The sequence below is a fragment of the Aeromonas sanarellii genome, from assembly GCF_000820085.1.
Taxonomy (GTDB): domain Bacteria; phylum Pseudomonadota; class Gammaproteobacteria; order Enterobacterales; family Aeromonadaceae; genus Aeromonas; species Aeromonas sanarellii.
In genome coordinates this window covers 115,320-128,488 of the sequence record NZ_CDBN01000050.1, presented here as the reverse complement: position 1 = coordinate 128,488, position 13,169 = coordinate 115,320, and the positions used below count along the sequence as shown (strand labels likewise).

General features: G+C 66.1%; 16 protein-coding genes. 2 read left to right on the top strand and 14 right to left on the bottom strand.

Going from position 1 to position 13,169, the window contains the following annotated elements; translation table 11 throughout:
• Positions 1-33: 33 nt before the first annotated feature.
• Both BN1132_RS10705 and folE read right to left on the bottom strand, forming a co-directional pair.
• On the bottom strand, positions 34-1,683 hold the full coding sequence (locus BN1132_RS10705; protein ID WP_042077433.1) for a methyl-accepting chemotaxis protein: 1,650 nt from the start codon (positions 1,681-1,683) through the stop codon (positions 34-36).
• Between the two features lie 291 nt (positions 1,684-1,974).
• Positions 1,975-2,631, bottom strand: coding sequence for a GTP cyclohydrolase I FolE (folE, locus tag BN1132_RS10700; protein ID WP_042077431.1), 657 nt, complete (start codon positions 2,629-2,631; stop codon positions 1,975-1,977).
• 318 nt (positions 2,632-2,949) lie between these two features.
• Between folE and moeA the strand changes: the two genes are divergently transcribed.
• Together moeA and moeB are read left to right on the top strand one after the other, a co-directional pair.
• Entirely contained in the window at positions 2,950-4,176 is a 1,227-nt protein-coding gene (gene moeA, locus BN1132_RS10695; RefSeq protein WP_042077460.1) for a molybdopterin molybdotransferase MoeA, read from the top strand.
• Entirely contained in the window at positions 4,173-4,928 is a 756-nt protein-coding gene (moeB, locus tag BN1132_RS10690) for a molybdopterin-synthase adenylyltransferase MoeB (RefSeq protein ID WP_042077429.1), read from the top strand. The genes moeA and moeB overlap by 4 nt, the downstream gene beginning before the upstream one ends.
• A gap of 65 nt (positions 4,929-4,993) precedes the next feature.
• Here the strand turns inward: moeB and BN1132_RS10685 are convergent, their stop codons facing one another.
• The 12 genes from BN1132_RS10685 to napG form a co-directional block, all read right to left on the bottom strand.
• The gene (locus BN1132_RS10685) at positions 4,994-5,770 is read right to left on the bottom strand and encodes an alpha/beta fold hydrolase (RefSeq protein ID WP_042077427.1); all 777 of its coding nucleotides are present in this window, start codon (positions 5,768-5,770) and stop codon (positions 4,994-4,996) included.
• 45 nt (positions 5,771-5,815) lie between these two features.
• A complete protein-coding gene (modC, locus tag BN1132_RS10680; RefSeq protein ID WP_042077425.1) occupies positions 5,816-6,871 on the bottom strand; it encodes a molybdenum ABC transporter ATP-binding protein in 1,056 nt (351 codons plus the stop codon).
• Positions 6,868-7,548, bottom strand: a complete 681-nt coding sequence (gene modB / locus BN1132_RS10675) for a molybdate ABC transporter permease subunit (RefSeq protein WP_042077423.1) — start codon at positions 7,546-7,548, stop codon at positions 6,868-6,870. The genes modC and modB overlap by 4 nt, the downstream gene beginning before the upstream one ends.
• A gap of 57 nt (positions 7,549-7,605) precedes the next feature.
• Positions 7,606-8,319, bottom strand: a complete 714-nt coding sequence (gene modA / locus BN1132_RS10670; protein WP_042077421.1) for a molybdate ABC transporter substrate-binding protein — start codon at positions 8,317-8,319, stop codon at positions 7,606-7,608.
• A gap of 61 nt (positions 8,320-8,380) precedes the next feature.
• The gene (gene moaE / locus BN1132_RS10665; RefSeq protein ID WP_042077419.1) at positions 8,381-8,860 is read right to left on the bottom strand and encodes a molybdopterin synthase catalytic subunit MoaE; all 480 of its coding nucleotides are present in this window, start codon (positions 8,858-8,860) and stop codon (positions 8,381-8,383) included.
• A gap of 99 nt (positions 8,861-8,959) precedes the next feature.
• Entirely contained in the window at positions 8,960-9,205 is a 246-nt protein-coding gene (gene moaD, locus BN1132_RS10660) for a molybdopterin synthase sulfur carrier subunit (protein WP_042077417.1), read from the bottom strand.
• Complete coding sequence (gene moaC, locus BN1132_RS10655) at positions 9,202-9,726, bottom strand: cyclic pyranopterin monophosphate synthase MoaC (RefSeq protein WP_042077415.1); 525 nt, start codon at positions 9,724-9,726, stop codon at positions 9,202-9,204. Before moaC ends, moaD begins: the two co-directional genes overlap by 4 nt.
• Before the next feature lie 9 nt (positions 9,727-9,735).
• Positions 9,736-10,242, bottom strand: coding sequence for a molybdenum cofactor biosynthesis protein B (gene moaB / locus BN1132_RS10650; protein ID WP_042077413.1), 507 nt, complete (start codon positions 10,240-10,242; stop codon positions 9,736-9,738).
• 170 nt (positions 10,243-10,412) lie between these two features.
• Positions 10,413-11,003, bottom strand: coding sequence for a cytochrome c3 family protein (locus BN1132_RS10645; RefSeq protein ID WP_042077411.1), 591 nt, complete (start codon positions 11,001-11,003; stop codon positions 10,413-10,415).
• 93 nt (positions 11,004-11,096) lie between these two features.
• Positions 11,097-11,552: a nitrate reductase cytochrome c-type subunit gene (locus BN1132_RS10640; protein ID WP_042077409.1), complete on the bottom strand. Its 456-nt coding sequence runs from the start codon at positions 11,550-11,552 to the stop codon at positions 11,097-11,099.
• Positions 11,552-12,427, bottom strand: coding sequence for a quinol dehydrogenase ferredoxin subunit NapH (napH, locus tag BN1132_RS10635; RefSeq protein ID WP_042077407.1), 876 nt, complete (start codon positions 12,425-12,427; stop codon positions 11,552-11,554). The genes BN1132_RS10640 and napH overlap by 1 nt, the downstream gene beginning before the upstream one ends.
• Complete coding sequence (gene napG / locus BN1132_RS10630) at positions 12,424-13,158, bottom strand: ferredoxin-type protein NapG (protein WP_042077405.1); 735 nt, start codon at positions 13,156-13,158, stop codon at positions 12,424-12,426. Before napG ends, napH begins: the two co-directional genes overlap by 4 nt.
• Positions 13,159-13,169 lie beyond the last annotated feature (11 nt).

Below are 13,169 nucleotides of genomic sequence, written 5' to 3'. Positions count from 1 at the left end.
TGGCGGGGCCTTCTGCTATCTGCCGAACAAGGCTTACAGGGTAAAACGCTGGGTCATATGGTGCAGCGAGGTGGCCAGCTTGCTCAGCTCGACGCAGGCCTGGGCGGTCTGCTGTGCCCCCAGGGCGTTCTCGTCGGCGGCGGCATGGATATTGACGATGCTGCGGTTGAGCTCCTCGGTGACCGCATTCTGCTGCTCGGTGGCGGTGGCGATCAGGGTGTTCATGTCGGTGATCTGGGTGACGGCACCGTTGATGCTGTCGATGCTGCCCCCCGCCTCCCGGGCCAGCTCGACGCTCTCCTGCATCTGCTGGCGGCTCAGCTGCATGGCGTTGCCCGCCTCGGCGGTGCGCTCCTGCAGCACCTCGATCATCTTGCTGATCTCGGCGGTGGACGCCTGGGTACGCTGGGCCAGACTGCGCACCTCGTCCGCGACGACCGCAAAACCGCGCCCCTGCTCGCCAGCCCGGGCCGCCTCGATGGCCGCGTTGAGGGCCAGCAGATTGGTCTGCTCGGCGATGCCGCGAATGACGTCAAGCACCATGCTGATGCTGGCGCTGTCGGTCTCCAGTTGCTGCACCACGGCCCCCGCCTGCTCTATCTGGCGGGAGACCTGCTCTATGCTCCCGATGGCGCCACGCACCACCTCGTTGCCCTGGGCCGAGGTGCGAGAAGCCTGCTTGGCCGCGCCCATGGCGTCCGTGGTGTTGCGGGCCACCTCATTGACGGTGGACTGCATCTCGTTCATGGCGGTGGCCACCTGGGAGACCTCGCTCTGCTGGCTGGCCATGCCCTTGGCGGACTGCTCGGAGATGGCGCTAACCTCCTCCACCGCGCTGCTGAGCTGGCTCACCGAGCCCGCGATCTCGCTCACCAGGCTAGCCAGCGCCTCCTGCATCCGGTCGATGGCCGAGCCCAGCTGACCCAGCTCGTCGCGGTTGAAGCGGTTGCCACGGATCCACTCCTGCAGCTCCCCCTTGCCGAGATCGCCGCTCGCGATGCGCTGGGCCTGGCGGGCCAGCATGATGAGCGGGTCGCGGATCTGGCGGGTCAGTACCACGGAGAGGGCGATCACCAGCACCAGGCCGATGATCAGGGCCAGGGTGACGCTCAGCTTGGCGCTGTCGAAGGCGGCGACCACCTCGGCACGGGAACTGACGGAGTAGCCGTGATTGATGCGGATGAGATCCCCCACCGACTTGCTCAGGTTGGTGTAGAGGGTCACCCCCTCGGCCATGAAGAGGTGCTGGGCCTCGGCCATCTGGCCTGCGTCCTGCATCTGACGGATGCGCTGGTGCAGGGCGACGTACTTCTCCCAGTCCGCCTTGACGATGTCGAAGGTGCGCCGCTCCTCCAGATCTTCCTCCCAGATGGTGGCATCGTGGGCCGCTATCTGCTGCGCGGCGTCCCGCAGGCTCTTCTCGCTCTCGTCGCGATAGCGGGCCTTCTGCTGGGGATCGTCCGCCACCAGGAAGACATCCAGCTCGTAGCGGCGCAGGGCATTGATGGTCTCGCCCAGGGTGCTGGTGTGCACGACCGCGGGCAGGATGCTGTCGGTGAAGCCGATGGCGGCCCGGTTCATCTTGCTGAATTCAAACAGCGAGGCCCCGCCGATAAAGGCCATCATCAGGCCGAGGACGGCAAAGCCGGCGGTAAGTTTCTTGCCTATCGTCATGGTGTTCATGGCATGTCCTGCATGGGGAAAACAAGGGGCATTGGTCGGCGTCGGCCCAAGGGCGCGAGCACCATCACCGCCATCCTTAGCAGTACATAGGGTCTCATCCGTGTCGGTGTACACCAGGGCAACGCCATACGCTGGCACCGCTGTTGCACCGTGGGATGAGGGCGCCGCACGGCACTGAAAGACCGGCCATCTGGCGACACGGAGAGCCATATCGGCTGGCATTGCCCGGGCTTTAGGATTTTTTCAGAAAAAAACGGGCAGGAGGGGCATACCGGAGCATGCCCCCTGTTGCTAACCCTTCAGGCCGCCGAGAAACTCGGCGCGGGTATCGGGCTGGGTCTTGAAGACGCCGCCCAGGGAGGTGGTGGTGGTGTAGGAGGTGGAGTCCATCACGCCACGGGCCTTCACGCAAAAATGGGTCGCCTTGATGCTGATGGCCACATCCTGGGTGCCGAGCAGGGTCTGCAGCGCCAGCAGGATCTGCTGGGTGAGCCGCTCCTGCACCTGGGGACGGCGGGCGAAGAACTGCACGATGCGGTTGATCTTCGACAGGCCAATCACCTTGCCGCGGGGGATGTAGGCCACGTGGGCAAAGCCGTCTATGGTGACGAAGTGGTGTTCGCAGGTGCTGGTGAGGCTGATGTCCCGCACCATGATCATCTCGTCCACCTTCATCTTGTTCTCGATCACCGTCACCTTGGGGAAGGTGGCATAGTCGAGGCCGGAGAAGATCTCGTTCACGTACATCTTGGCGATGCGGTGCGGCGTCTCGGCCAGACTGTCGTCGGCCAGATCCAGCCCCAGCGTCTCCATGATGGCGCGCATATGACCTTCGATTTTTTCCTTCTTCTGCTGGCCGTTCAATGCATTGGCCACCAGAGGTGTCTCGAGGCCCTGGGCCTCGAGCGCCGCCCTGACCAACAGGGCTTCCTGGCTTAAGCTCGTCATCTTGTTTCTCTCCCACGCTCAGGGACTGTGCTGGCCTGCGACATGGTGCCGCGGCGCAATCTTACAGGGCGATTATTGTCATAATTCCGGCTAACTCAAGTCCGGCACCCGACTTTATGTCAAACCGCCCCGTTTTGCTCTCTATCCACCTCCCCGTTCGGGGACATACGCTGAACCCGGACCCGCCCCCACCTGGTGGTGCGAGGGGACTGCCGCCCCACACCCGGGGGGCCTGCCCCCATTCCCGCACCTTCGGCCTGCCCATTCGGGCGGATTTTTGGGATAATCCGCCCCCTACACACCAGAGAGGTCATGATGATGGGATTCGATACCGGTGCACTCCTCCCCTTGAACAAGGCCCTGCAAGGGATGCTGGAACAACTCAGCTGCTGCTGCGAGACGGAGCGGTTGCCCCTGCCCCAGGCGCTGGATCGGATCCTGGCCGAGGAGATCAGTTCCCCCCTGTCGGTGCCCCCCTTCGACAACGCCGCCATGGACGGCTATGCGGTGCGCCTGGCGGATCTCGCCGCCGGGGCGCCGCTTCCCGTGGCGGGCAAGGCCTTCGCGGGCCAGCCCTATGAGGGGGAATGGCCTGCCGGCCACTGCATCCGCATCATGACCGGGGCCCCGGTGCCCGCGGGCACGGAGGCGGTGGTCATGCAGGAAGAAACGCAGGCGAACGACAACGGGATCACTTTTCTGACTCATCCCCTGCCTGGCCAGAATATCCGCCGCCGCGGCGAGGACCTGGCGCAGGGGGCCAGAGTGCTCGCCAGCGGCCTGCGCCTGAGCCCCCGGGAGCTGCCGCTGCTGGCGTCCCTCGGCATCGCCAGCGTCTCGGTGCGCCGCCCCCTGAAGGTGGCCATCTTCAGCACGGGGGACGAGCTCAAGCCCCTGGGTACCCCGCTCCGGCATGGGGACATATACGACTCCAACCGTTACGGGGTCAAGGCCATGCTGAGCCGCATGGGCATAGACTGCCTGGACCTTGGCATCATCCCGGACGATCCGGCCGCCCTGCGCGCCGCCTTCATTCAGGCCGACCGCGAGGCCGACGCCCTGATCACCACGGGCGGTGTCTCGGTGGGCGAGGCGGACTTCACCAAGCAGCTGCTCGAGGAGCTCGGCGAAATCGGCTTCTGGAAGCTCGCCATCAAGCCGGGCAAGCCCTTTGCCTTTGGCCGCCTGCCCCATGCCTGGTTCTTCGGCCTGCCGGGCAACCCGGTCTCCGCCATGGTCACCTTCGATCAACTGGTGCAGCCGGCGCTGGCCAGGCTGGCCGGCCAGCAGTTCGAGCGCCCGCTCCCTCTCAAGGCCACCGCCACCGAGCCGCTCAAGAAGAGCCCGGGGCGCCTGGACTTCCAGCGCGGCATTCTGAGCCAGGGCCCGCACGGCTTCGAGGTGCGCAGCACCGGCTCCCAGGACTCCGGGGTCTTCAGTTCCCTGTCCCGGGCCAACTGCTACATCGTCCTCGAGCAGGAACGGGGCAAGGTAGCGGCGGGAGAAACCGTCACTGTCGAACCCTTCGCGGGGCTGCTGCTGTGAGCGAGATCCTCTCGGATGCCGAGCTGCTGCGCTACAACCGCCAGATCATCCTGAAATCCTTCGACTTCGAGGGGCAGGAGGCGCTCAAGCAGGCCAGCGTGCTGGTGATAGGCGCCGGGGGCCTGGGCTGCGCCGCCAGCCAATATCTGGCGGTGGCCGGGGTCGGCCACCTCACCCTGGTGGATTTCGATCGGGTGGAGCTCTCCAATCTGCAGCGCCAGGTGCTGCACAGCGACGAGCGCATCGGCATGTACAAGGTGGACTCCGCCGCCAAGACGCTGCGGGCCCTCAATCCCTGGCTCAGGGTCGAGACCCACGCCGCCGTCGCCGACGAGGCGCTGCTCGACGCCCTGCTGCCCGGCCACCAGCTGGTGCTCGACTGCACCGACAACGTCGCCATCCGCAACCTGCTCAACCGGCGTGCCCGCGCGCACCGGGTGCCCCTGGTGTCCGGCGCCGCCATCCGGCTGGAGGGGCAGCTGTGCAGCTTCACCTGGCAGGAGGATGAACCCTGCTACGCCTGCCTGAGCGCCCTGTTTGGCGATCAGGCGCTCACCTGCGTCGAGGCCGGGGTGCTGGCTCCCGTGGTGGGGCTGGTGGGCAGCCTGCAGGCCCTCGAAGCCATCAAGCTGCTGGCCGGCATGGGCAAGAGCTACAGCGGCCGCCTGCTGATGATCGACGGCCTCCAGGGCGGTTTCCGGGAGATGAAGCTCCCCAAACGCCCCGACTGCCCGGTCTGCTCCAAGCCCTGAGTGGCAAAGTGCACCCACAAAAAAGCCGAACCCCGGGGTTCGGCTTTTTTGCATTCGCTGCGGCCTCAATGGGTAAAGAGGATCCGTTGCAACAAATGATTGAACCCGGCGGGATCTTCCGCCGGCCAGGCGTGATGGCCCTCGGGAGTGTGGATGCTGGCGTTGGGCAGGGAGGCGAACTGCTCCACCCGCCGCGCCAAGGGCAGATAGTCGTGGCTGGTGGAGACGATGGCCACCGGCTGCCAGATGGTGCCGAGACGGGCGCGCACCGACCAGCCGGGCAGCGCCTCCAGCAGCGCCTTGTAGGTTTTCTTCTTGTTACGCACGAAGCGCAGCCGGAAGGTGTGGCGCACCTGGGCGAGCTCGGGACCGGGAAAGAGTTCCCGCCCCAGCCACCAGGCGAGCGGCCGCATGCCGAACCAGCGCAGCCACTTGAGGCGCATGGCGTAGCGCTCCTGCTCCTTGGGGGTCTCCAGCAGGAATTCGCTGAAGCCGTTGACCAGCACCAGCCCCTGCACCTTGTGCGGCAGTCGCAGCGTCAGCTCCAGCGCCACCATGGCCCCCAAGGAGAGCCCCACCACCCAGGCGGGCTCGGCCTGCTCGTCGAGCCAGCGGGCCACGTCCGCCGCCAGGGTGGGCACGTCGAAGGGCCCCTCCTGCAGGCTCTGGCCGTGACCACGCAAGTCCAGCGCCACCACCCGGTAGTGCTCGCTGAAGTGCTCTATCTGGGCCTGCCAGTCGAGACTGGAGGAGCCCAGCCCGTGCAGCAGCACCAGCAGGGGCCCCTCCCCCGCGCTGCGCAGGGCCAATCCATGGGATTTCATTACCTGGTTGCGACGCACCCGTCCTCTCCCTTTTCTTTCGATAGCCGCCTGCCCGTATCGGCCTCAGCCTTCCCCCACCAGGCTCACTGCCTTGACGTAGGCATAGAGCCGCTGCCCGGGCGCCAGATCCAGGCGCCTGGCGGATCGGCTGGTGATCCGGGCCAGCAGTATCTGCTGCCCCAGGGCCAACTGCAACAGGGTTTGCCCCGGCCGCACCTCCCGCGCCCCCAGCAGCCGGGTCTCCAGGCAGTTGGAGAGGCTGGAGTGCTCGATGGGCGCCGTGGCGATCACCAGGTCCCGCGCCGCCACCTTGATCTGCAGGGGGCCCGCCTCGTCGGGGGCATGCTCCATGGTCACCATCAGGATCTGCTCCCCGAGCCGCAGGGTCGCCATCTGTTCGCACTCGTCATAGTGGGCCAGGGTCGCCGAGAGCATGACCCCGACGTCGTCGCGACTGGCGAGCGACAGGTCGGTGCGGGCGAAGATCTCTTCGGGGGAGCCCTGGGCCTCCACCCGGCCATCCGCCAGCAGCACCAGCCGATCGCAGAGCAGGCTCACCTCCTCCATGGCATGGCTGACGAAGATCATGGGGATGCCGCTCTCCTGCTGCAACCCCTTGAGCACGTGGGCCTGATGGATGCGGCTGCGCCTGTCCAGCGCCGAGAAGGGCTCGTCCAGCAGCAGCAGATCGGGCTCCGCCAGCAGGGCGCGGCCCAGGGCCACCCGCTGACGCTGACCGCCGGAGAGGCCATGAGCGGGCTGCTCCAGCAGCTCGGCAAAGCCGAGCCGCATCGCCAGCGCCTCCGGTTGCCAGCGCCCCCTGCCCTTGCTGGCCGCCAGTTGCAGGTTGCCGAGCACGCTCAGATGGGGGAAGAGGCGGGCGTCCTGAAACACCAGCCCGATGCGGCGCGCCTCGGGTTGCAGGGCCGCGAGCTCGCGTCCCTGCCAGTACAGGGCGTCCGAGGAGGCCCGATCCAGCCCGGCGAGGATGCGCAGCAGGGTGCTCTTGCCACAGCCAGAGGGGCCGAACAGACCGAGGATGCGGCAGGGGGGCAGCGACAGCTCGCACGCCAGGGTGAAGGGGCCGAAGGAGCGACGAACGGAGATCTCCAGCGTCATCCGAACAGCCTCCGTTGCCGGCGCTGCAGCACGCCGTAGACCAGCACCAGCATCACCAGGGAGAAGCCCATCAGGCCGCCCGCCAGCAGGTGGGCGCTGCGATAGTCCATCGTCTCCACGTGATCAAAAAGGGCGATGGAGAGCACCTGGGTCTCGCCAGGGATGTTGCCCCCTATCATCAGCACCACGCCGAACTCCCCCAAGGTGTGGGCAAAACCCAGGGCCGCCGCCATCACGAAGCTGGGCAGCGTCATCGGCAGGATGATGCGAAAGAAGCGCTCGATGGGCCCCAGCCCCAGGGTGGCGGCGGCCTCGATCTCCTTGCTGCCCATGTTGACGAAGGCGGAGGTGAGGGGCTGCACCACGAAGGGGAGCGAGTAGATGACGGAGGCGATGAGCAGGCCGAGGAAGCTGAAGGCGAGCGGGGTCCCGAAGGTCTGCCGCCACCAGGCGCCGATGCCGTATTCGGGGGAGAACGCGATCAGCAGGTAGAAGCCGAGCACGGTCGGCGGCAGCACCAGGGGGAGCGCCACCAGGGCCTCCACCACGGGACGCAGTCGGTGCTGGCTGCGAGACAGCCACCAGGCGAGCGGTGGCGACAGCAGCAGCAGGATGCCGGTGGTGCTGGCGGCCAGCTTCAGGGTGAGCCAGATCGCCAGCAGATCCCCCTCACTCATCGCCCGCCTCCCGGATACCGACTGACAGGCATAGGAGGCCTCTCAGCACACGGGCCATCACTGCGGCAGGGCATAACCCGCGGCCTTGATCTGCGCCTGCCCAGGCCCCTTGAGCCAGGCCACCAGGGCGTCCACCGCCTCCCCTTTCTTCAGGACCAGGCCCTGCTGCTCGATGGCTGGATGGAACTGGCTCGGCACCACCCAGGCTTCGCCTGTCTTGCCCGCCTCCACCAGGTTGGCCCAGGCGACGAAGCCGAGCTTCGCATTGCCGGTGTCGACGAACTGCCAAGTCTGGCCGATGTTGGTGCCGGTCAGCAGACGGTACTGCCTGGGATCGATCTTGAGGTGTTCCAGGGTCGCCATGGCGGCGGCGCCATAGGGGGCAGTCTTGGGGTTCGCGATGGCCAGCTCCCCCTCCCAGTGGCGCAGGCTTGCCTCGTCGGGGGCCGGTCCCCCCTTCTGCCACAGGCCCAGTTGGCCGATGGCGTAGGTGAAACGCTCGCTCCCCTTGCCTTCGGCTTCCAGTTTCTGAGGGGTCGCCACGTCGGCGGAGAGGAAGAGATCGAAGGGGGCACCGTGGCTGATCTGGGTATAGAGCACGCCGGTGGCTGCCGAGCTGATGACGACGCCGTGGCCGGTCTTGGCGGTGAACGCCTTGCCGATGCGCTCCATGGTGCCCTTGAAGTTGGCCGCCACGGCCACCTTGACCTCGTCGGCCTGCACGGCGGTGGCGCAAGCACTCAGCAACACCACGGATAACAGCTTCTTCATTCCCTTACTCCTGTTGAAACCTGTGCCGGTTTGCAGCCCTGTCGCGGGGGGCCCGGCGGATTCACACCCCTTGTTGCCAGCGGGCGGTGGCGGCGTCGTCGCTCGCTTTGGCCTCGACCCAGCGTTGTACCCCGTCGGCGGTCAGCTCTTTTTTCCAGAACGGCGCCCGGGTCTTCAAAAAATCCATGATGAAGTGGCAGGCCTCGAAGGCCGCCTCGCGGTGGGCGCTGCTCACCGCCACCAGCACGATCTGATCCCCGAGCAGCAGCTCGCCGATACGGTGGATCAGGGTGCACTCCTGCAGCGGCCAGCGCGCTCGCGCCTCCTGCACGATGGCGGCCAGCGCCTTCTCGGTCATGCCGGGGTAGTGCTCGAGGGCCAGCCCCTTCACGTGCTCCCCCTGATTGAAGTCGCGCACCTTGCCCAAGAAGGTGACAATGGCGCCGCTGTCGGGGCGGGTGGCGAGACGCCCGTACTCCTCGGCCAGCGAAAAGTCCGCCCGCTGCACCAGAATGCGATCGGTCATGGTTGCCTCGCTCATGTCAGCCTCCGGTCGTCACTGGAAGGAGCGGGAAGAAGGCCACTTCGTCGCCGCCGCACAACTCAGTGGTGCGATCCACGGTCGTTATCTTGCTCATCCTTAACCTCCGGTCACCGGCGGGAAGAAGGCCACCTCGTCCCCGTCCTTGAGGGGGGTATCGAGGGGCACCAGGGTCTGGTTCACCGCCACCAGCAGCTTGCCCGCTTCCAGCGCCAGGGCCCACTTGTCACCGCGCTCGCTCAAGGCGTGGCGAAGCTCGTCCGCACTGGCGTACTCGCAGCACAGGCTCAGCTCGTCGCAGCCGACCAGCTCCCTGACTTGCGCAAAAAACAGTACCTTGATCATGCGTTCTCTCCTGCATTTGCATCCAGCTGGAAATGACCGGACTTGCCGCCCTTCTTCTCCACCAGCCGGACCTGCTCGATCACCATGTCCTTTTGCACCGCCTTGCACATGTCGTAGATGGTCAGCGCCGCCACCGACGCCGCGGTCAGCGCCTCCATCTCCACCCCCGTCTTGCCGGAGAGCTTGCACAGGGTGCGAATGTGGATCCTATTGTGCTCGGGCTGGGCCTGGATCTCTACCTCCACCCGGGTCAGGGCCAGGGGGTGGCAGAGGGGGATGAGATCGGCGGTCTTCTTGGCCGCCATGATGCCGGCGATGCGGGCGGTGGCGAAGACGTCGCCCTTGTGGTGCCGGCCACTCAGGATGAGCGCCAGGGTGTCGGGCGCCATGCGCACGAAGGCCTCGGCGCGGGCCTCCCGTTCGCTCACCTGCTTGTCGGTGACATCCACCATGTGGGCTTCACCGCTCTGGTTGAGATGAGTCAGGTTGGGTTGAGTCTGCCTGGGATCGGTCGGGTTCATGGCTGCCCCTCACAGATGGGCGACGAAGTTGCACGGCCTGGTGCGGGCGTCGAGCTGATCCCGGATCAGCTGCTCCCACCCGAGGCGGCAGGCGCCGGTCGAGCCAGGCAGGCAGCAGATCAGGGTGCGATTGGCGAGCCCCGCCAGCGCGCGGCTCTGCATGGCCGAGCCCTTGATCTCGGCAAACGAGAGCTGGCGGAACATCTCGCCAAAACCCTGCACGGTGCGCTCGAACAGCACGCCGACCGCCTCGGGCACCCGGTTCTGCTCGTTGAAGCCGGTGCCACCGTTGATGAGCACCACCTGTACCCCTTCATCGGCGATCCAGTCGCTCACCTGGGCCCGGATGCGAAACAGGTTGTCGGGGCAGAGTGCCCGGTCGGCCAGCATATGGCCGCTCTCGGTCAGGGCGGACACCAGGTAGTCCCCCGAGCTGTCGTCGGCGGCGCTGCGGCTGTCTGAGACCGTCAGTACGGCGATCTTGAGAGGGATGAATTCGCTGTGTTTGGGGGCCATGGGGCAATTCCTGTCAATCATTGACCACGAGAGGATGGGATGAAGGCGCCGCCTGGCCTGGTCGAGGATGCAGGACGACACGCTACCGGGCGGGATTCTATCAAAAGTTGTCTGGCAGAGGGGGTGAAAATCACAGGCCACCGGATCGGCGGGATCCGGTGGCCTGGGTATCAGAAGCCTGGCACGCCTTTCATGTCAGGCAGTTGGTGCGCAATCCCCTTGTGGCAGTCGATGCAGGTGCTCTGACCGCTTGCCAGGTTGGTGGAGTGCATCTGGGCTGCTCGCCGCCCTTGCAGGGAGAAGTCCATGTACTCGAAGTTGTGACAGTTGCGGCACTCGCGCGAATCCGTGTCCTTCATCCGCTTCCACTCCCGCTCCGCCATCTCGCGGCGGTGGGATTCAAACTTCTCGCGAGTGTCCACCTTGCCGGTGATCATGCCCCACAGCTCCTTGGAGGCCTGCACCTTGCGGATGATCTTGTAGGTCCACTCGTGGGGCACGTGGCAATCCGGGCAGCTGGCCCGCACGCCGGAGCGGTTGGCATAGTGGATGGTGTCGCGGTACTCCACGAACACGTTGTCCTTCATCTCGTGACAACCGGTGCAGAAGGCCTCGGTGTTGGACGCCTCCATGGCAGTGTTGAAACCACCCCAGAAGATGACGCCGCCGAAGAAGCCCATCAGCAGGATGACCCAGAGAGCCGCCTTGGACGGTGACTTGAAGGTGGTCCACAGACGCTGGACAAAGCCGGGTAATTTCATCTATGGCTCCTCAGTTCAGTGCTTCGTTCACTGGTGTGTTGAAGGTGGTCCAGACACTGGGGACAAGGCTGAGTGATGTCATCGGTAAACTCCTTAGTTCAGTGCTTCGACCGGTTTGAAGGTGTTCTCCACCAGCGGCTTGGCGTCCGCCTGCGGCACGTGGCACTGCAGGCAGAAGTAGCGGCGGGGAGAGACTTCACCCAGGGTCTGACCGTCGCGGGTCTCGAAGTGAGTGGGGCTTATCTTGGGCGCCTTCATCTTGCTGGCGTTCTTGAAGCTGTGGCAGGCCAGGCACTTGTTGACCTTGTTGTCCACCTCGTAGTTGCGGGTGTCATGGGGGATCAGCGGGGGCTGATGCATGTACTGGCGATCATAGATGTCGCCGTCCTTGCGGTAGTTCTTGAGCGGGGCCGCATCGGCCTCGGTCACCAGATCCGTGCTCCCCCGCTCCGACTTGATCCCCCCCGTGCTGTTGGTGATCTCGGGGACGGCCGCCATCAAGGAACCCGCCATCAGGCAGGCCAGCATTGCTCCAATCAGCTTCTTCATTATTTGTTCTCCGACGTTTTCTCTGCCTTGACGGCAAAACCTGTAGTGATTTCGAAAACTTGCTCCGCGCAGACATCGATGCAACGGCCGCAGTTGGTGCACTCCTGAGCCGCAATCAAGGGCCCGTGACCGCGTTTGGCCCCGTGAACCGGGCCGCGCAGTATGGGACGCTCCGGGCAGACCGCATAACAATCCATGCAGTTGCTGCACCGCTCGCGCCCATTGGCTGCAATCTTGACGAACCCCACCCGGTTGACCAGGGCATAGAAGGCCCCCACCGGACAGAGATGACCACACCAGCCCCGCTCCACCACGAAGAGGTCGAACAGGAACAGGGCCGCCAGCAGACCCCAGCCCGCCCCCATGCCGAACAGCAGGCCGCGCAGGCTGAGCGACACCGGGTTGACCAGCTCCCACACCAGCACGCCTGTGATGGCCGGGGCCACCAGCACCATGGCCAGCAGCCAGTAGCGGGTGTGGCGGTTGAACTGGCCGTTGCCCTTGAGACCGAGCCGGGCCCGAACCCAGGCGGCGGCATCCGTGACCAGGTTGACCGGGCAGACCCAGGAGCAGAACACCCGCCCCCCCACCAGCCAGTAACCCGCGAGTACCAACCCGGCCCCGAGCCACAGGGTGGGGATGGGCCAATGGCCCGCCGCCACCGACTGCAGCAGGGTCAGGGGATCCGTGAGGGGCACCGTCTCCAGCAACTGCGAGCTGGAGAGGTTGCCCTTGAGGATCCAGATGCCCGCCAGCGGTCCCAGCAGGAAGAGCGAGAGCACGCCGAACTGGCAGAGCCGGCGCAGCAGCAGGAAGCGATGCGACCGCCACCAGCCCAGCCGCGCCCGGGCTTCGGCCCCTGGATAACGACTCATAGCCCCTCCGGTTTGCGGGTCGGCAGGGTCAGGCGCTCACCGATGAGGGACTTGCCCGCCTTGGCCTTCTCTTCCCAGCCGAGCCGGTAGTGATGGCCCAGCTCCCCCTTGGCGAGCCCGCGAGGCACCACCTTGATGGCCGCCTCCTCCAGCACACAGGCGTGCTCGCACTTGCCGCAGCCGGTGCAGGCCTCGCTGTGCACCGTGGGCAGGAACATGGCGTGCTTGCCGGTGCGCGGGTTGCGTACCAGTTCGAGCGAGATCGCCTTGTCGATGAGCGGGCAGACCCGGTAGCAGACGTCGCAGCGCAGCCCCAGGTAGTTGAGGCAGGTCTCGTGATCGATGAGCACCGCCACCCCCATCCGCGCCTGATCGATGTCCGTCATCCCCTGATCCAGGGCTCCGCTCGGGCAGGCTGCCACGCAGGGGATGTCGTCACACATCTCGCAGGGGACGGCGCGCGCCTCGAAATAGGGGGTGCCCGTGGTCACGGGGGTCAGCAGCCGGGCGAGCTTGAGGGTGTCATAAGGGCAAGCTTCGACGCAGAGCCCGCAGCGCACGCAGGCGCCGAGGAAATCCGCTTCGTCGAGGGCCGCCGGCGGGCGCAGAGCCTGGGCGGGCACCGCCTGGGCCTGCTGACGCGCCACCGTGCCCAGACCCGCCCCGAGGAGGCCCACGCTGCAGGCCCCCTTGGCGAGGTCGGCCAGGAACTGGCGACGGCTGCGACTCATCCCCCCGGCCC

Bases quoted from the DNA above. Each gene is read 5' to 3' on its own strand.
- BN1132_RS10705 (WP_042077433.1), bottom strand. From the start codon at position 1,683: ATGAACACCATGACGATAGGCAAGAAACTTACCGCCGGCTTTGCCGTC.
- folE (WP_042077431.1), bottom strand. From the start codon at position 2,631: ATGACGAGCTTAAGCCAGGAAGCCCTGTTGGTCAGGGCGGCGCTCGAG.
- moeA (WP_042077460.1), top strand. From the start codon at position 2,950: ATGGGATTCGATACCGGTGCACTCCTCCCCTTGAACAAGGCCCTGCAA.
- modC (WP_042077425.1), bottom strand. From the start codon at position 6,871: ATGACGCTGGAGATCTCCGTTCGTCGCTCCTTCGGCCCCTTCACCCTG.
- modB (WP_042077423.1), bottom strand. From the start codon at position 7,548: ATGAGTGAGGGGGATCTGCTGGCGATCTGGCTCACCCTGAAGCTGGCC.
- modA (WP_042077421.1), bottom strand. From the start codon at position 8,319: ATGAAGAAGCTGTTATCCGTGGTGTTGCTGAGTGCTTGCGCCACCGCC.
- moaE (WP_042077419.1), bottom strand. From the start codon at position 8,860: ATGAGCGAGGCAACCATGACCGATCGCATTCTGGTGCAGCGGGCGGAC.
- moaD (WP_042077417.1), bottom strand. From the start codon at position 9,205: ATGATCAAGGTACTGTTTTTTGCGCAAGTCAGGGAGCTGGTCGGCTGC.
- moaC (WP_042077415.1), bottom strand. From the start codon at position 9,726: ATGAACCCGACCGATCCCAGGCAGACTCAACCCAACCTGACTCATCTC.
- moaB (WP_042077413.1), bottom strand. From the start codon at position 10,242: ATGGCCCCCAAACACAGCGAATTCATCCCTCTCAAGATCGCCGTACTG.
- BN1132_RS10645 (WP_042077411.1), bottom strand. From the start codon at position 11,003: ATGAAATTACCCGGCTTTGTCCAGCGTCTGTGGACCACCTTCAAGTCA.
- BN1132_RS10640 (WP_042077409.1), bottom strand. From the start codon at position 11,552: ATGAAGAAGCTGATTGGAGCAATGCTGGCCTGCCTGATGGCGGGTTCC.
- napH (WP_042077407.1), bottom strand. From the start codon at position 12,427: ATGAGTCGTTATCCAGGGGCCGAAGCCCGGGCGCGGCTGGGCTGGTGG.
- napG (WP_042077405.1), bottom strand. From the start codon at position 13,158: ATGAGTCGCAGCCGTCGCCAGTTCCTGGCCGACCTCGCCAAGGGGGCC.